General features: G+C 68.1%; 4 protein-coding genes. 3 read left to right on the plus strand and 1 reads right to left on the minus strand.

From position 1 onward, the window contains the following. Window positions 1-8 precede the first annotated feature (8 nt). Together N5D62_RS08960 and N5D62_RS08965 are read left to right on the plus strand one after the other, a co-directional pair. Window positions 9-14,789: a hemagglutinin repeat-containing protein gene (locus N5D62_RS08960; RefSeq protein ID WP_279757367.1), complete on the plus strand. Its 14,781-nt coding sequence runs from the start codon at window positions 9-11 to the stop codon at window positions 14,787-14,789. Then, window positions 14,786-15,673 (plus strand): PoNe immunity protein domain-containing protein, encoded by an 888-nt coding sequence (locus N5D62_RS08965; RefSeq protein ID WP_279757368.1) that lies wholly within the window; start codon window positions 14,786-14,788, stop codon window positions 15,671-15,673. Before N5D62_RS08960 ends, N5D62_RS08965 begins: the two co-directional genes overlap by 4 nt. Here the strand turns inward: N5D62_RS08965 and N5D62_RS08970 are convergent. Further along, a complete protein-coding gene (locus N5D62_RS08970) occupies window positions 15,653-16,327 on the minus strand; it encodes a hypothetical protein (RefSeq protein WP_279757369.1) in 675 nt (224 codons plus the stop codon). The genes N5D62_RS08965 and N5D62_RS08970 overlap by 21 nt on opposite strands. A gap of 157 nt (window positions 16,328-16,484) precedes the next feature. Between N5D62_RS08970 and N5D62_RS08975 the strand changes: the two genes are divergently transcribed. Beyond that, complete coding sequence (locus N5D62_RS08975) at window positions 16,485-19,883, plus strand: hemagglutinin repeat-containing protein (RefSeq protein WP_279757452.1); 3,399 nt, start codon at window positions 16,485-16,487, stop codon at window positions 19,881-19,883.

Raw genomic sequence — 19,883 nt, forward strand, 5'->3', positions numbered from 1 at the left:
AGCTCGCGATGAACCGTCTCCAGTACCGAATCGTCTTCAACAAGCAACGTGGCCAACTGATGGCCGTGGCCGAGACCGCCGTCAGCCAGACCAAGGGCGGGGCCGGGGAGAGCGAGGCGCCCGCGCGGCGCGCGCTGGCGGCGGCCGAGACGGTCGTGCCGGTCTCGCGGGGACCGCCGGCGCTGATCGCGCTGGCCGCGGCGCTGGCGATGGGCGCGACGATCACGCTCGCCCCGGACGCGTTCGCGCAGGTCAAGGCCGATCCCAACGCGCCGAAGAACCAGCAGCCGACGGTGGTCAACAGCGCCAACGGCACGGTGCAGGTGAACATCCAGACGCCGAGCGCGGCGGGCGTCTCGCGCAACACCTACAGCCAGTTCGACGTCGACAAGCGCGGCGTGATCCTGAACAACGCGCGGACCGACGCGAGCACGCAGCTCGGCGGCTACGTGCAGGGCAACCCGTGGCTGGCCAAGGGCGCCGCGCGGGTGATCCTCAACGAGGTCAACAGCAGCGCGCCGAGCCAGCTCAAGGGCTATGTCGAGGTCGCCGGCCAGCGGGCCGAGGTGATCATCGCGAATCCGGCCGGCATCCAGGTGGACGGCGCGGGCTTCATCAACGCGAGCGCCGCGGTGCTGACCACCGGCACGCCGCGCTTCAACGCCGACGGCAGCATCGCCGGCTACGGCGTGCAGGGCGGCCTGATCCGTGTCGACGGGCAGGGCCTGGACGGCTCGCAGGCCGACTACACCGCGCTGCTGGCGCGGGCGGTGGAACTCAACGCCGGCCTGTGGGCCAAGGACGCGCGCATCCAGACCGGCACGCAGGTCATGACGGTGGAAGGCGCGGCGGCGGGCCAGGGCGCCGGCGAGGCGCTGGCGCCGACCGGCGAGCGCCCGCGCTACGCGCTGGACAGCACCGCGCTGGGCGGCATCTACGCGCAGCGGATCACGCTGGTGGGCACGGAAGCGGGCCTGGGCGTGCGGCAGGCCGGCCAGGTGGTCGGCGGCCAGTTGACGCTGCGGGCCGATGGCTGGCTCGAGAACACCGGCACCGTGTACGCCCAGGAGGGCGATGCCCAGGGCGCGCCCGCGCTGACGGTGCAGTCGAACACCGGCGTGCGCAATGCGGGTTGGGTGGCGTCGCGCGGCAGCGCGGACGTGCAGGCGCCGCGGTTGACCGGCGAGGCCGGCAGCGTCACGGCGGCGGGCATGAATCCGGATGGCACGCTGGTGGCCGGCGGCGGCAGCCTGTCGATGAGCGCGACGCAGTCGGTGGCGCAGGCGGGGCAGTTGCTGGCGGCGGATCGTCTGACCGTGCATGCGCCCGACATCGACCTGGGTGGCGCGCAGGCGCAAGCGACCTCGGTGTCGATCGCCGGCGGCGCGGTCGCGGCACGCGAGGCGCTGGTGATCGCCACCGACCGCCTCGACATCGCCGGCACCGCCGCCGTCGACCTGACGCGCACGCGTGCGCAGGCTGCCGCGATCACGGCGTCCGCATCGTCGCTGACCGCCGACGGCGCGACGCTGCAGGCCGGGCAGGCGCTGACGCTGCGGGCCGAGGGGACGCTCAGCACGCGAGCGGCGAGCCTCGTCGCGGACCAGTTGTCCGTGACGGCGCACGACGTGGATCTGCGCCAGGGCGAATGGCTGAGCCTGGGCACCGGCGCGCTGACGGTGCGCCTCGCTGGCGCGCTGCAGGCGGATGGGGCGCGCATCGCGACCAACGCGTCGGAGCTGCTGCTGGCGGCCGACACGATCAGCGCGCAGCGCGCGCGGGTCGAGCACTACGGCGCCGGCGCGCTGACGCTGGGCACCGGGCTGCTGGACCTCGGCGCGGCGCAGGTGCTGACCAACGGCGACTTCCGGATCGAGGCGACGCAGGCGCTGCTGGACCGCGCCGACCTGTCGGCGCCGACACTGGCCTGGCATGCCGGCCAGCTGTCGCATCGCGAGGCGCGCACGCGCGTCACCGGCACGGGCGCGTCGAGCGTCGTCGTCGACGGTGCGATCGACAACACGCAAGGGCGGATCGAGGCGAACAGCGACGTCCTGTCGCTGCGCGGCGCATCGATCGACAACAACGCTGGCGTGCTGTCCACCAGCGGTAACGCGCTGCGCGTGGATGCCGGCACGGTGACGAATCGCGCCGGGCAGATCCTGTCGGCCGGCCGGCTCGAGGCCGGCCGCATCGATGGCAACGGCGCGGGTCGACTGGACCTGCTCGACAACACCGGCGGCCGGATCGGCGCCGCCGAGATCGCGCTGAACGCGGCGCGGGGCCTCAATGCCGCCGGCACGGTGTCGGCGGACGGCGCGGCGACGCTGACGCTGGGCGACTGGAACAACGGCGACGGCCGTGTCGAAGCGCGGGCGCTCTCGTTGACGGCCGATCGCCTGGCCGGTGCCGGCACGGTGCACGCGCGTGGCGACGCCTCGATCGCGGCCGGCACGCTCGAGACCGGCGGCACGATCGTCGCCGGCGGCGCGCTGTCGGTGCGCGCGGACCGGATGACGACCGCCGGCCTGCTGGCCGCGGGCGTGCGAGACGACGGCACCGTCGCGGGCAGCGGCGACCTGACGATCGATGCCGCCGGCGTGCTGCGCCACGGCGGCTCGCTGCTCGCGGGCGGCGCGCTGCGCGTGTCGTCCGACGCGCTGGCGCTGCAGGGCAGCGCGACGCAAGCCGGCCAGGTCGCGCTGACGGCGCGCGGCGGCGCGCTGAACCTCGACCACGCCACGCTCTCCGCCGCCGGCGCGCTGGCGATCGACGCCGCGGGCCAGCTCGTCACGGACGAAGCGCGCGTCGCGGGCGCGCAGGTCGACCTCCGTGCCGCCGCCTGGCGCAATGTGGGCGGCGACGTCGTCCAGACCAGCGCCGCGGGCACGATGTCCGCGCAGGTCGCCGGGCAACTGGACAACGCCGGCGGCCGCATCGGCGCGAACGGTCGTCAGCTGACGATCGGCGCCGCGGCGCTGGACAACACGCGAGGCCGCATCGCGCAGGCGGGCGGGGCGCTGGCGATCGATGCCGGACGGATCGACGGCGCGGGAGGGGAGCTGTTGGCGCAGGACGCGCTCGCGGTGCGCGCGACCGGCGCGGTGGATTTGTCGGCCGCGCTCACGCAGGCACGCGCGATCGACCTGCGTGTCGCGACGCTGTCGCATCGCGGCGGCGACATGGCCGCGCGCGACGGCCTGACGCTGGCCGCGCAGTCGATCGACAACGACGGCGGCCGGCTGCAGGCCGGCCAGGTGCTGTCGCTGTCGGCCTCGACGCTGAACAACCGCGACGGGCAGGTGAATGGCGGCACGGTGACGATCGCCGCCGACACGTTGACGAACGCGGGCCGTGGGTTGGTCAGCGCGGCCGAGCGCCTGACGGTGCGGGCCAACGCGGTCGACAACGAGGGCCACCTGCAGTCGCAGGGCGCGCTGACGCTCGATGCGACGGGCGGGCTGGCCAACAGCGGCACGATCACCGGCCTTGGCGCCGTCGCCGTGACGGCGGGGCAATTGACCCAGACCGCGGCCGGGACGATCGCGTCGCAGGCCGACCTGTCGGTCGAGGTCGTCACGCTTCAGAACGCGGGCACCTTCGCGGCCGGGCTGCGCGGCGACGGATCGACCGGCACCGCCGGCGACCTCGCGCTGCGGGCCACCGGCGCGATGCGCCAGGGCGGCAGCTTGTTCGCCGCCGGGGCAGTCTCGGCGCTGGGGGCGTCGCTCGACCTGAGCGGCAGCAGGACGCAGGCGGCGGGCATCGCGCTGACCGCCACGGCCGGCGACCTTTCGCTGGCCGGCGCCCAGGCGAGCACGCCGGGCGCGCTGTCGCTGACGGCCTCGGGCCGCCTGGACACCACGGGTGCGACGCTGACCGGCGCCGACGTCGCGGTGGCGGCGCGGCAATGGAACAACACCGGCGGCCAGGTCGCGCAGACCGGCGCGGCGGGCCAACTGACGGCCACGATCGCCGATCGCATCGATAACGGTCTAGGCGTGATCGGCGCACAAGGCCGGGCGCTGTCGCTGCAGGCGGGTGAGCTGAACAACGCGGGCGGCCGCCTGGTGCAGACCGGCGGCGGCGACTTGTCGCTGCGGGCCGACCGCCTCGGCGGCGCGGCGGGCGAGATCCTCACCGAGGGCCGCCTCACGATCGCCGCTACCGGTGCGATCGATCTGAACCAAGCGACCACGCAGGCCTCGGCGATCGCGCTGAGCGGTGCCAGCCTGGATCACCGCAACGGCCGGATGCTGGCGCAGGGCGATGCGTCGCTGTCGGTCACGGGCGCGCTGCGAAACCAGTCGGGCCAGGTCAGCGCAGCCGGCGCGCTCGGCATCGACGCCGGATCCCTCGAGAACCAGGCCGGTCAGCTGGACGGCCGGCGCGTGACGCTGGACGCCGCGTCGCTGAACAACGGCGCGCAGGGCCTCATCGCTTCGCGCGGCGACCTGACCATCCGGGCCGGCGAATGGACGAATGACGGGGCGGTGCAGTCGCAGGGTCGTGCGGACCTGACGGCGACTGGCACGCTCGCCAACACCGGGACGATCCATGCGCAGGGCGATGCGGCGCTGACGGCCGGCGCGCTGACCCAGACGGCGACGGGCATCGTCGCCGCGCAGGGCGGCCTGACGGTGACCGCCGACGGCATCGCCAGCGCCGGCACGCTGGCGGCGGGCCTCAAGACCGACAACTCGCTGCAGGCGGGTGGTGACCTGCGGCTCGACGTGAGCGGCACGCTGCAACAGAGCGGTCAGTTGCTGGCGTCCGGCGCGCTGGGTGCCACCGCGGCGCAACTGCAGCTCGACGGCAGCAAGGCGCAGGCGACCCGCGCGACGCTCGTCGCCAACGGCGCTTCCGGACAGCCGGGCGCCATCGGTCTCGACCGCGCGACCTGGTCCATCCGGGACGCGCTGTCGCTGACCGCCACCGGCGCCGTCGGCAGCGATGCGGCGGCCATGGAGGCCGGCAGCATCGGCATGACGGCTTCGAGCTGGAGCAATGTTGCGGGGCGCTGGCTGCAGACGGCACCGGCGGGCGCGTTCACCGCGTCGCTCGGCGGTCTGCTCGACAACCGGCAAGGCGGGATCGCGGCCAACGGCGCGTCGCTGTCGCTGATGGCGGATCGCCTGGACAACGGCGAGGGCCGCATCGCGCAAGCGGGCGGCGCGCTCGATGTGCGCGTCCGCCAGCTCGACGGCGCGCAAGGGCAGTTGCTGTCGGCCGGCGCGCTGACGGTGACGGCCACCGGCGCGGTGACGCTCGACCGGGCGACGACCCAAGGCGGGAGCGTCCATCTGGGCGCCGCCAGCCTGAGCCACGACGGCGGCCAGTTGCTGAGCGCCGGCGACGCGGTGTTGCGCGTCGATGGCGACATCGGCAATCGCGGCGGCCGGATGCAGGCGGCGGGCACCTTGGACCTCGCGTCCGCGGGCCTGGACAACACCGCCGGACAACTGTCGGCCCAGACACTCGCGCTGCGCGCGGGCCGCGTCGACAACGGCGCGGGCGGCCTCCTCGGCGCGGCCGGCACGCTGAGCGTCGAAGCCGGCTGGCTGACCAATGCCGGCACCGTGCAGAGCGTGGGCGATGCCACGCTGACGGTGGCGGGCGCGTTCGACAACACCGGCATGGTCTACAGCCAGGGCCGCGTCACGCTGCAAGCGGACCAGCTGTACAACGCCGGCACGATCGCGGCGCAGGGCGCGCAGGGCGTCACCACCGGGCAACTGGGCGGCAACGGCGTCTTCGCCGCGGGCCTGCGTCCCGACAACACCCTCGCGGGCAGCGGCGACCTGTCGCTGTCGGCGACGCGGTCGCTGCAGTTTGGCGGAACCGCGACGGCGGCCGGCGACCTGAGCGTCGCGGGACCGTCGCTGCAACTCCAGGACGCGCAGCTGCAGGCGCGCACGATGACGCTGCGCGCGCTGACCGGCGATCTCGCCCTCGACCGCGCGGCGGTCGCGGCCACGCAGTCGCTGACGATGTCGGCGGGCGGCGACCTGATCACGTCGCGCGCGCAGGTCAGTGCCAACACCTTGCGCCTGGACGCCCAGGACTGGCTCAACGCCGGCGGGCGTGTCACGCAGCTGTCGCCGGCCGGCACGCTGCAGGCGACGCTGTCGGGCGACCTGGACAACCGTGGTGGCACCATCGAATCCGCGGGGGCGCAGTTGACGCTGGGCGCGAACCTCGTCGACAACACGTCCGGACGCATCGCGCAAGCCGGCGGCAACCTCGGCTTGCGCGCCACGCAGTGGAACGGCGCGCAAGGCCAGGTGCTGGCTTCGGGCGCGTTGGATTGGCAGGTCACCGGCGCGCTGACGGCGACTGGCGCGACGACGCAGGCCGACAGCGTCCGCATCGCCGCCGGCGGCCTCGCCCATGACGGTGGCCAGTTGGTCGCCGCGCAGGGCGCGACGCTCGACATCGACGGCACCCTGAGCAACCGCGGCGGCACGATCGCGGCCGGGGCGGCGCTGGACGTCGACGCGGCGACGCTGGCCAACACGGCCGGCGGCGTGATGCAGGCGGGTGGCGCGTTCCAGACACGGGTGATCGGCACGCTGGACAACCAGGGCGGCCGGCTGCGCAGCGGCGGCGACATGCAACTCGGCGCGGGCGCGCTGGACAACCGCGGCGGCTGGGCCGGTTCCGACGGACAGCTGACGGTGTCGGCCGCCGGTGCGGTGCAGAACCAGTCGGGCACGCTGCTGGCGCAGCAGGCGGTGACGATCGGCGGCGGCTCGCTGGTCAACCAGGGCGGCCGCATCGCGAGCGTGCAAGGCGGCATTGGCCTGACGACGTCGGGCCTGCTCGACAACGCGCAGGGCTCGGTGCTGTCCGCGGCCGCGCTGACCGTGACGTCGACCGGCATGGTCAACCAGGGTGGCGAGATGGCTGGCACAACGGTGACGGCGGACGCGCGCGGCCAATCCTTCGACAACCGCGGCGGACGGCTGCTGTCGAGCGACGCGATGACGGTGCGCAGCGGCGCGCTGAACAACCACGGCGGGCTGCTGCAGTCCGCGGGCGCGCTGACGGTCGACACTGCCGGCGCGGCGCTGACCAACACGGCCGATGCCGCGATCGCGGCGCCGACCGGCATGCGCGCGCAGGGCGCGCTGCGCATCGACGCGGGCAGCGTCGACAACAGCGCCGGCATCGGCGGCAACGCGGTGACGATCAACGCGGGCTCGCTGACGAACCGCAATGCCATCTCCGGCCAGACGGTGGCGCTGGGGATCGCCGGCACACTGGACAACCGCGGCGGCCAGATCGTCGGCGCCCAGGGCGCGACGGCGACGGCGGCGCAGTTGCTGAACCAGGGCGGCCTGATCTACGGCGCGCAGTTGGTGGACCTGCGCGCGGGCGGGACGATCGACAACCGCGACACCAGCGGCGCGAACCTCGGCATCCAGGGCGGCGCGGTGACGCTGCGCGCGACCGGCATCGACAACCGCAACGGCCAGTTGCGCGCCGACGGCGACCTGCGCATTGCAGCGACGCAGTTCCTCGACAACGGCGGCGGCGTGCTGAGCGCGCTGGCGCAGGCGGCGATCGGCGACGGCGGCGCGGATCCGCGCGCGTCGACGCTGGATCTGCGCAATGGCGGCGGGAAGATTTGGGGCGGCACCGGCGTGACGGCGTCGGCCGCGGGCCTGAACGGCGGCGGCGAGATCGCCAGCGGCGGTGCGCTGAACCTGACGCTGGTCGGCGGCCTGACCAACGGCGCGGGCACGTTGCTGCAATCGCGCGGCGACCTGTCGCTCACGCTGGGCGGCGACTTCATCAACCAGGGCGTGCTGCGCGCCAACGGCGCGTTGAGCGTGGACGCCCGCAACATCGATAACCAGGCCAGCGGCGAGCTCAGCAGCGCCGACACCCGGTTGACGACCTCGGGCACGCTGAGCAATCGCGGGCTGATCGACGGCGACCGCGTTCGCATCGACGCGGGGCAGGTGCTGAACCTGGGCAGCGGCCGCATCTACGGCAGCGACTTGACGATCACCGGCGGCCAACTGACCAACGGCGCGGAGGGCGGCCAGTCGGCGGTGATCGCCTCGCGCGGCGCGATGGCGGTGGCGATGACCGGCGCGGTGGCCAACACGGCGCAGTCGATGATCTACGCGGACGGCGACCTGTCGCTGCGCGCGGGCAGCCTGCTCAACGAGAACGCGACGATCGAGGCGAGCCGCCTGCTGCAGCTCGACGTGACCGGCGCGGTCCGCAACGCGAGCGTGCATGACGGCGCGGACAGCCTGCCGCAGGACCCGGCGGCGCCGCGCGTGCTGGCCAGCAAGTCCTTCATCAGCAGCGGCGGCGACATGCGCATCACCGCCGGCCAGGTCGTCAACAGCGGCGCGACGATCGAGGCGCGTGGCGACCTGCTGCTGCAGTCGGCCGACATCCAGAACCTGAACCCGTATCTGAAGTGGGCGCTGGTCAATGGCGAGACCACGACGGGCTGGGAGTTCCAGGCGCCGGGCAGCACGACGCGCTACAAGCCGGAGGACATCCGGGTGCTGTGGGCGGTGACCTTCTACAACGGATCCTGGGGCAGCGAATGGGGCAGCCCGGCGCAGAACTCGCTGGAGCCCTTCGTGTACGAGTTCCACCCGAAGAGCAAGAGCTGGTCGCAGGACACGTACAACCGCAAGATGCTGCTGCCGTCGGTGCGGTATCCCAACGAGGTGTTCGGCCGCTACCTGGGCGGGCTGGGCGGAGACACGGACGGCTCGGCGTATCGAGGCTTCGAGGTCAAGGCCAGCGGCGACCACCCGTACCGGGACTGCACGCCGGACGGCTGCACCGACACGACCATCACCGGCGCGCACTATCCGGCCTCGGACCGGATCTGGTCGGACTTCGGCGTGACGCCGGGGGACGACGCGGGGCTGGATGCCGCGCTGCAGGCCTTCTACGACGACACCAACAGCCGTTTGCGTGGTGACTTCACCGCGTTCGACATCACGCGGACGATGCAGTCGGCGAAGGTCACGCAGAGCTCGGCGGGCCAGATCATCGTCGGCGGCACGCTGCGGGTGGAAGGCGGCGGGCGCATCGTCAACGACATGAGCCGGGTGATCGGGCGCGACGGCGTCGACATCCAGTCGGCGTCCGTCGACAACCGGACGAAGGAGGTGACGGTCACCGGGACCGAGAAGACCTACGTGTACGTGACCTGGAACGACGGCACGGGCGTGCCCAACACCGGCTACGACTACACGACGACGGAAGTGGCCATCAATCGGCCACAGAAGCTGGTGTTGCCGGAATCGGGCGCCGGCGGGGCCGGGACGGGCACCACGCCGGGCGGCCGGCAGCTGGCGGGCGCCGTCGGCGGCGACGCGGGCGCGCAGGCGCAGCAGGCGTCGTCGTCGGGGACGGTGAACGCCGGCGCGACCGGCGCGGTCGGCGCGCTGAACGGCGTGTCGCGGCAGGCGGTCCTCGGTGGCGGCGCCGCGGGCGCGGGGCGCGCGACGACGGGCTGGCGCGCGAGTGGCGATGAAGCGCTGCAGACGCTGACGGCGCAGGACGGCACGAATGGCGCGGTGGAGGCGCAACTGCGCGTGATCGACGCCGCGGAGGCAGGCGCGCGGGTGGTGCAGGGCGAGGACGGCGCGCTGGTGCGAACCGGCGCGCGCGCGGACCGCGTGACGGCGCAGGCGGTGCGGTCGCAGACGCTGCAGCCGCTGGACGGGCAGGGCGCGAATGTCGGCGGTCCGGGGCGCCTGACGTCGATCGGCGCGGGCGCGGCGCAGGTGGTGACGGGCACCGATGCGAACGGCCGGCTGCGGGCGACGCCGGTGTCGCTGGCGTTGCCGGGCAACAGCCTGTTCAAGCTGCGCGCGGACACGCGCTCGGGCTACCTGGTGGAGACGGATCCGCGCTTCGCCAACTACCGCGACTGGCTGTCGAGCGATTTCCTGCTGCAGGCGATGCAGCTGGATCCGGCGACGGCGCAGAAGCGCCTGGGCGACGGCTTCTACGAGCAGCGGCTGGTGCGCGAGCAGATCGGCAAGCTCACGGGCTCGACCTTCCTGAAGGGCTACGCGAGCGACGAGGAGATGTACCGCGCGCTGATGGCCAACGGCGCGAGCTTCGCGCAGGCGCACCAGCTGCGCCCGGGCGTGGCGCTGACGGCGGAGCAGATGGCGCTGCTGACGACCGACCTGGTGTGGCTGGTGGAGCAGGAGGTGACGCTGGCGGACGGCTCGACACAGCGCGTGCTGGTGCCGCAGGTGTACCTGCTGCCGCGCGACGGCGACCTGGCGGGCACGGGCGCGCTGATCGCCGGGGACCGGGTGAAGCTCGCGTTGAGCGGGACGCTGGACAACAGCGGGGACCTGCGCGCGTCGCAGTCGCTGAGCGCGACGGCGCAGGGCATCGTCAACACGGGCAGCGTGCGCGGCACGAGCCTGGCGCTGAGCGCGAAGGAGGACCTGCGCAACCTGGGCGGCGAGCTGAGCGCGACGCAGGACCTGAGCCTGAAGGCGGGACGCGACCTGGTGATCGCCAGCACGACGGCCAGCGGGACGTCGGCGACGAGCCAGCGCACGGTGCTGGACCGCGTGGCCAGCCTGACGGCGGGCGGCGTGATGGTGCTGCAGGCGGGACAGGACGTGGTGCTGGACGCGGCGCGGCTGAAGCAGACGGGCAGCGACGGCGGCGTGCTGGTGGATGCCGGGCGGGATCTGAAGCTGGGGACGGTGAAGACTGTGAGCAGCGATCGGGCGACGTTTGATGCGAAGAACTTCATCAACGTCAGCCAGAGCGCCGATGTCGGCAGCTCGATCCAGGCCGAAGGGGTCGTGATCCTCAAGGCGGGCCAGGACTTGAGCGCCAAGGCGGCCCAGGTGGCCAGCGAGAAGGGCGCGGTGTCGCTGTCCGCAGGGCGGGACGTCGCGCTGCTGGCGGGGGAAACGACCGCGGGCCTCGAGCAGCAGACGTATCACACGACCAAGAGCCTCTTCTCCAAGACCACGACGAGCACCTACGACAAGGTCGATGAGAAGGGCGTGGTCGCCACGACGCTGTCGGGCGATTCCGTGACCGTGCTGGCGAAGCAGGACATCCGCCTGCAGGGCGCGCAACTGACGGCCGAAGGCAAGGCGACGCTGGACGCCGGCCGCGACCTGCTGGTGGAGAGCGCGGAGCAAAGCCGCGACAGCACGAGCATGCGTCAGTCGGTCAAGCAATCGACGGGGCTGGGCAAGGCGGTCGGAGGTGCCCTGGTGCTGACGGGGTCACCGTTGGGCGTGAGCGCCGGCGCCGCGCTGATGGGCGGCAAGAGCGGCGCGCAAGGCCAATCGCAGAGCGTTACCGAGGCCGTGGGCAGCAGCATCAGCGCGGGCAGCGTCGTGGCGCATGCCGGACGCGACGCATCGCTGCAAGGCGCCACGGTCGTGGCCGATGGCGACGTGCTCATCCGCGCGGAGCGCAACCTGACGCTGGGCACCTCAGAGAACACGCAGGACGGCAGCAGTAGCGCCAGCAGCAAGAAGAGCGGCTTCATCGGCAGCTTCCTGCAGCCGGCGGTGGGCACGGTCAAGCAGAGCAACACCAGCGACCAGCACGGCACGACGCAGACCGGCACGCAAGTGGGAAGTCTCGGCGGCAGCGTCACGCTGCAGGCCGGTGAGCGCTACACGCAGACCGGCTCACAGGTCATGGCGCAGAAGGCGGCCGACGGCAGCGGCGGCGACATCGACATCCTGGCCAAGCAGGTCAAGATCGACGCGGCGCAGAACACCGCCGACAGCACGCAGACCAGCAAGTTCAGCAAGACGGCGTTGGGGGGCACGGTGAGCGTGCCGTTGGTCAGCGCGGTGCAGAGCGCGATCGGCGCGGCCGAGGCCGGCGGCAAGACCAGCGACAAGCGCATGCAGGCGCTGGCCGGTATGAGCGCGGCGTTGGCGGCCAAGGATGCGGTGGACGCGGCGCAGACGCTGTCCAAGGGCACCGGCATCAAGGTCGGCGTGAGCCTCGGTACCTCCAAGAGCGAAAGCACGACCACCGAGCAGAGCACGACCGCGATCGGCAGCCAGGTGGCGGCACAAGGCAACGTGAGCATCCGAGCCACCGGCGGAGGAAAGGACAGCACGCTGCAGGTCGTCGGCTCCGACATCAAGGCTGATGGCAAGGCCACGCTGAAGGCCGATGGCGCGGTCAGCCTGGAGGCGGCGCAGTCGACCAGCACTCTGCACAGCACCAACAGCAGCAGCGGCGCGAGCATCGGCGTGTCGTATGCCTTCGGCGGCACGCAGAACGGCTTCACGCTGGAGGCCTCGGCCAACAAAGGCAAGGGACGCGCGGAGGGCACCTCGGTGACCAACACGCAGACGCATGTCGCCGGCAACGAGGTCCGGATCGAGTCCGGCGGCGACACGACGCTCAAGGGCGCGGTCGTCGAAGGCGGCAAGGTCAGCGCCAACGTCGGCGGCAACCTCAACATCGAGAGCGTGCAGGACGGCGCCACCTACGACGCCAAGCAGCAGAGCTCGGGTGTGGGCGTGAGCCTGTGCATCCCGCCGTTCTGCTACGGCACGAGTTCGGTGAACGCCAGCGTGAGCAACGCCAAGGCCAAGGGCGACTTCACGTCGGTGACGGAGCAGAGCGGCATCGCCGCGGGCGACGGCGGCTTCCAGCTGACGGTGAAGGGCAACACGGACCTGAAGGGCGGATCGATCACCAGCACGCAACAGGCGGTCGACGACAAGAAGAACAGCCTGGTGACAGGCTCGCTGACGCAGAGCGAGCTGCAGAACTCCGACAGCTACAAGGCCAGCGGCTACAGCGTGGGCGTGAGCCTGAGTTCGAAGGTGGGGGACCAGCCGTCGACGAAGACCGAGGAGGAAAAGAAGGGCGACGGGAAGTCCAGCACCAAGCCCGGGTTCTCACCCGGCATGGGCAGCGTGAACGGCAGCCAGGGCAGCACGACGGTCAGCGGTATCAGCGGAGCGGAAATCACGATCACCGACGAGGCCAAGCAGAAGGAGCTGACCGGGAAGGATGCGGCCACGACGGTGGCGGAGCTGAACCGCGATGTCACCACCGGCAAGGACGCCAGCGTCTCGCTGAAGAAGAGCTGGGACGGCCAGGCGCTGATGAACGAGGTGCAGACCCAGATGCAGATCACGCAGCAGGCGCTGCCGCGGATCGCCAATGAGATTGGCACGGAGATGGGGAACATGGCCACGCGTCTGCGGGCGGAAGGTAAGGACGAGGAGGCGGCCAAGTACGACGAAGGTGGCGCGTATCGCGTGGCGGCGCATGCGGCGCTGGGAGCGCTTGGTGGTGGACTGGCCGGGGGTGTCGGCGCGGGAACATCCGCGTACGTGACGGCGGATATCGCCAAGGCCCTCAAGGGCTTGCCGGAGGCGGTCAGTGACCTCGTCACCGCGGCCGCGGCCACGGCGGTGGGTGCTGCGACGGGTGGAGCGGCGGGCGCTGCGACGGCGGGGAATCAGGTGGTGAACAACTATCTGAATCACCGCGAGGCCGCTCAACTGGAAGCCGCTCGCGAAAAGTTGCAGAAGTGCAAGGGCGACAGCCAGTGTCAACAAGAAGCCAAGCAAGAGATTGCGGCTCTGGTTGCGCTGGACAACAGCCGAAACGCCGCCCTCCAAGCTGCCTGTGTGAATCCGTCTTCCGCCGCATGCGCCAAGGAACTTTCCGGCGTTCAAGGCGCGGCTCAAAGCTATGCCGGCAAGCCTCGGCAGGTCGACATCTTTGGCGTGATCGCGAAGGAGCAAAGTGAGGCGCAGACGCTCAGCGAGATGTACGGCAACAGAGCAAGAAATGCTGGAGCGTTCAACACGATCAGCGCTGTCGGCGATGTGATCGCACAGGGAGTGGTCGACGGGCTGAAACTTGTCAAGACAGCGGTGCTCGCGACCGAGCCTCTTGGCCCGGACGGGATGCCGATTGATCGCGGAGTTGGTGGCGAACCGAATCCGGTACGGCAGCAGGCCCAAAAGGATCTTTCGGACCTGTCCAAGGGTCTGGCTACCTTCCTTTCCGCGCCCATCGACAACACGGAGAAGGCGATCAAGGCAACGCTGGATCGCGCTGACCAACTTGAAGCCGCAGGTCGAGTTGACGAGGCCCAGCGCGTCCGCGCGGAGCTCTACACCAACGGGCTGCTTGTCGTTACGGGCACCGGTAGCGTCATGGTGAGCGGCGGCCGAGTCATCAAGCAGTTGGCGCAAGGAAGCGAGGCCGCATTGGAGGCGGTCGCGAAGGAGGCGCTGATGAAGTCTGGTGGCGTTGTCGACAGATCGGGAGCGCCGTTACTCGATATGCGTCAGCTCTCTACCGAGCAGAAGGGGGTGATGGGGGACCTCTTTGGCCAACGCACGGTTCAGCAGATCGTGCCGGACGGCCAAAAGATCGCTCGAACGCCTGGTGTGGGCGAGACAGGTATCGACGACATGTTCAAAGTTCAACGCGCCGACATCGATTACCTGTTGATCGAATACAAGTTCGTCGGTCCGGATGGCAAGACGGGCGCCCAGGTGCTAGGTAAGACCAATGACGGTCTGCAGGGTAGCCAAAGTTGGACCACCGGAAGTAGTCGACTGGAAAGAGCGGTTGGAGAGCGCGAGGCAGGAGCGGTTCGCGACGCAATCGCCGCGAATAGGCTGGAGACTTGGGTTGTCACGACTCGGCCGGATGGTTCGACGCTTGTTCAAGTTCTGGATGCGAGAGGTAAGCCAAAAGTCGTAGATACTTCCAAGCTTATCCTTCCAGGAAAATCGGTTACCGGAGCCAAGCCATGATTCGAGCACCCGTTGGAGATGCAGCTTACTGGGATGAATGGGTAGCGTACGGAAAAGAACGTATTGCAAAAGAGCAAGCGATTCTTCGTCAACCAAGTGCAAATCCGGCATATATGCCGCAATATGCGTTTGATCTCTCTATTGGGGTCGGTAGGTACATGCTGAAACGATATTGTCGCGGAGATGATGTCAAGGAAATAGCAACCAGCTTCCCTGATTTGTTGGACGCGTGGGAAATTTCCAATCGCCTAAGTGACGATGTCTGTGGTAAAGAAGAGGTGTCGACCTGTCGAGACTGGGATTTTCTATTGACCAACTTGAATCACTACAACTGGTGCTTCTGGTTGGTTGGTTTGGCGTTGGCGCTGGATGTTCCTGAAGATCAATGGCTTCGCCTCCTGGCTCTTATTGGGGACGACGGTGAAGATGTTCTCTTGGATCGAGTGATTGCCAGTCGCCAATCGTCTTGGAAAATCGGTGGTGCACTTATCCATGAGAAACCTTATCGCCGTTTACAGCGCGCGGTGGACGCGGAAAGAGAAGAGCAGGCCGACCTGCTTTTTGATTTTGTTGCTCATTGGTACGACGAGTTGAAGCGGCCAAGCCCGAGGAATTCCAAGGCACCAACGAAGGAGCCTTTTTGGTACGCGTACGGCGATGCGACGTTGATGCCAATAGAGAAGGGCAGTTATTTTGGTCGTTGGTGCATCGAGGCTGTTGCTGCGGTAAAAGCATTTGGTTTGGATGACAGCAAATGCGTCGGGCACCAGCACTATCCGGGAGATCTGTTGAGAGCGGATGCTCCGAATAATGGCGCCGCAAGTGAAATTGGATCGGTGTCGCGGGTCAGCATTCTTTCCCGCCTATTTGGTTTTCGCAAATAGGCTTTGTTTTTCGTAGGCGATGTCGTGTCGGGTAATCGCGTCGAAACATTCCTTTCTGGCCGCTTCCACCATTGAGTGAGCCACTCCGATTCCGTTCCATAGGGATCGATTCTCTCGCGAAGAATCGCCGTATTGTTCATCAAAAGATGAATCGTAGGCTTGGATGCCTGTCTCAATGCGTTCAAGCTGAGTTGACATTAGTACTAGTAATTCAATTGCCCGAGTGGAAGGGCAGTTGAAAAGGTCAATCGCTCTGACAGCTCTGATGGCTACTCGAAGATATAGTCCGTGGGGACCTAGTGGAATCGTGTGCTCCAAAAGGGCTTTCTGGGCTTCCAAGCACTGCCGTTCGAGGCAGCCGAGCACGGTATCCAGGACCTGCAGGCGTCGAACGTCTTCACTACTGCGGCGAAAGAGCTCAAGTTTTCGATCGGCCTTGGCTTGGTTATGCCCTAAAAGCAATGCAGCGAATATGGCGCTAATAGAGCCGATTGCCTGTATCCAAGCCGCTAGATCAACTTCCTTGTATGTTATGCCATATGTGATTTGGCGGTCCACGAATAACAATGCGATGTATGCCAGGACCAGGCAAGCGAGAAAGCCTATGGTGATCGCGAGAACCAAGTCCGACGGTGTGTTTTGCTCTTGCTTCATGAGCCCTCCGAAACAAATATCTCGGAAGAGTACCCGATTGGTACTCGGCCGCTGAAAGCCATTTTTGCCATTAATATTCCGACAGATTGATCTTCGGCACAGGCAGCTCCGCTTGTACGAACTCCCCTGAAACGCTTCGCGCAGTGCCAAGGGCTTCCTGAAGTCGACGACGACGACGACGCGGGAGACGCAGCTCGAGCGCACGACCGCGCTGGGCACGACGATCTCGGGCCAGACGGTGTCGGCGCAGGCCGGGCAGGACCTGCTGATCAAGGGCTCGAACGTGGTGTCCGACAACGGCACCACGCTGGTTGCCTCGCGCGACGTGAAGATCGAGAACGCGCTGGACACGTCGACCTTCTACGAGAACAAGCAGCAGGTCACGAAGGGCCTCATGGGCGGCGGCATCGGCTTCACCGTGGGCACGCGCGACCAGCGCCCCGGCCATCAGGCCTACAGCCAGACGGTGGTCGGCTCGACCGTGGGCAGCGTCAACGGCGACGTGACGATCGTGGCTGGACGCGACTTCGCCCAGGTCGGCTCGGTGATCCAGACGCCCAAGGGCGACGTGGACGTGCTGGCGCAGAAGATCTCGATCCAGGGCGCGGCACAGGAAGGCAAGGACGTGCAGACGACGGCCTTCCGCCAGAGCGGGCTGACGGTGGCGGTCAGCGCGCCCTTGCTCAGCGCGCTGGAGAGCACGAAGGACATGGCCGAGAACGTCGGCGAGGTCGGCGACGCGCGCATGCAGGCGCTGGGCCTCGCGGCCACGGCGATCAAGGCCAAGGAGGCGGTGCAGGCGCTGCAGGCTGATCCCAAGGCCGCGGGCGGGCTGTCGGTCAGCATCACCGTGGGGTCGAGCCAGTCCAAGAGCCGGACCGAGACGACAACCACGACGAACCAGGGCAGCGAGGTCACCGCCGGCGGCGACATCCGTCTGACCGCGCAGGGCGCGGGCAAGGACAGCAGCATCGACGTGCAGGGCTCGGACCTGGCGGCGGCGCAGCGCCTGGCGATCAAGGCGGAGGGCGACGTGTCGCTGACCTCGTCGCAGGACCTGGTCAAGCAGAAGAGCGAGAACTCGTCCAGCAGCGCGTCAGTGGGCGTGGCCATCAGCGTGGGCTCGGGTGGCGCCTCGATGGGCTTCACCGCGAGCGCCAGCCTGGCGCGCGGTAAAGCCGACGGCGAGGACGTCATTCAGCGCAACACGCATGTGCAGGGGAAGGAAGTCAGCATCGAGTCCGGCGGCGATACGACGCTCAAAGGCGCGGTGGTCAGCGGCGACAAGGTGAAGGCGACGGTGGGGGGCGACCTCAACATCGAGAGCCTGCAGGACACGAGCCGCTTCCGCAGCGAGAGCATGCAGGCCGGCGGCAGCGTGACGGTGGGCGCGGGCTTCAGCGGCAGCGCGAGCTTTGGCCAGAGCAAGGTCAACAGCGACTTCACCAGCGTGGTCGAGCAGAGCGGGATCCGCGCCGGCGACGGCGGGTTCCAGGTGGCGGTCAAGGGCAACACGGACTTGAAGGGCGGCTCGATCACGAGCACGCAGGCTGCGGTCGACGCGGGCGTCAACAGCTTCAAGTCGGGCAGCCTGACGATGAGCGACATCGAGAACAAGGCGGATTACAAGGGGTCGAGCTTCTCGGTGGCGGCGGGGTTCGGGAAGAAGGATGGGAGCGAGAAGAACGAGGGCGGGGAGAAGCCCAAGGACGGGTCGTACCAGCTCATGACGATGAAACCGGGGGATCCGGGGCAATCGGCGGGGGTGGGGGTGGTCAGCGAGAAGGCCGGCAGCACCACGAAGGCGGGGATCAGCGGGGTGGCGGGGAACTCGACCGCCCGCACTGGCGATGCCGAGAGCGGCATCAAGCAGATCTTCGACAAGGAGAAGGTGCAGCAGGACCTCGCCGCGCAGGTGGCGGTCACGCAGACGTTTGGGAAGGAGGCGGCGAAGCAGATTGGGGAGTTCGCCAAGGAGAAGCTGGACGAGGCGACGGTGCTCAGGGGCAAGGCCGTAGCGGCAAAGGACCCAGTTGAGCGAGATGAGTACCTTGCACAAGCCGCGCAATTGGAGAAGAACTGGGGACCCGACGGCGCACTCCGAGTCGCTGCCCATACGGCGCTGGGCGCTCTGACGGGCAATCTCGATGGAGCGATCGGAGCGGCCGCAGGCACCTTGACTGCGCCCAATGTGAAGTCCGCGCTTGAGGCTGCGGGTGTTGACGGCAGTCTCGTCAACGGTCTGACCGGTCTTGCCAGCACTGCCGTCGGTGGATTGACGGGCGGCTCGGCTGCCGGTGCGGCCACGGCTTTCAATGAGGTCACCAACAACTTCCTCGCCCACCCGCAGCGCCAACAACTAGAGGCCCTCAAGAAGAAGAGCCAGAACGGTGGACTCTCTGTCGATGAGAGTCGCGCGCTCGTCGCCCTGGAAATCGCGGATCAAATGAGCGATGAGCTCTTGGCGAAGTTCTCCAAGGGGCAGGCGCTGACGAAGGATCAGAAAAATGATCTTGCCTTCTACGCCGTGGCCTATACCGAAAGCAAATATGGCGAGGCATATCGCAGTCTCTCTCCGGACGCAGCAATGGCGCTCGCAGGCCAAGAGCTTCGTAAACTTGCCACGAATCCACCATCTCCAAGCTACACCTATCCCTATGCGGGCAGCAATGATGCAATGGCGGCATGGGTGAATGGCACGTATCCCGGCGGGGAGAGGGTATTCGCGTACCTGTTCGGCGCGGCACCTCAATCAACTGAAAGGGATATCTTCCTTGCCGCGAAGAAGGACATCGGAATGGTGGGTGACAGGCAATGGAATGAAAGTCGATTGCCTTCTGCCATTGCACGAGAGACCGCGGGTGCGGAAATCGAACCGCTGCGCAACAGTGCGTATGCTTCCGCTGGCTACTTGATTGGGCACGCTGCTGGCTACGATAAGGAAGACAAGGATCGGATTGCGACTATCCTTTCCATTGCTTCTGATGTCTTCGGCACCATCGGAATGCCGAAGCAGATCCTAGAAGTCCAGAAGGGACCAGTCCGAGTAAGTAGTGGGGGTGGTAGGAAGGACCGAAGCGACCCAACAACAGGAGAGTCCACACGGAATGGTCCACCACAATCCTCAACTTTAGAACTATTTACCGATGAGCGAGGCCCTCAAGTCGCCGGCGCCAAGGGGGTTGGACCTACCGACCCTACCGCCGTAGCCGCAGATGTTAGAAATATGTCGAGCGTCCTGACTGGCAGTCAAGGTCGAGTAGTCGCCAACAATCCGCTCATTCCGAAATCTGCGGGAGGCACCGGGAACCCAATGGAATACTTGCCAGAGGTTTCTCGAGTGGTAAAGAGTGGGGGTGAGATTGTGATCAATTTGAACGAATCGAATCCTACCTTCCGAAAGTTTCCGAGTGAGGCTGAGCTCAGCACTCTTGGTCTAAAGGTTAAATATCAAGGTGCGTTGTTGTCAGAATTTTCTGATATGACCTTCCGGAGGGTTGATGGTTCTTCCATTCCAAAGGAAACTATGAAAACAATCGTTTTGGTAAAGGATTAA

Source organism: Mitsuaria sp. GD03876 (genome assembly GCF_029840635.1).
Lineage (GTDB): Bacteria > Pseudomonadota > Gammaproteobacteria > Burkholderiales > Burkholderiaceae_C > Roseateles.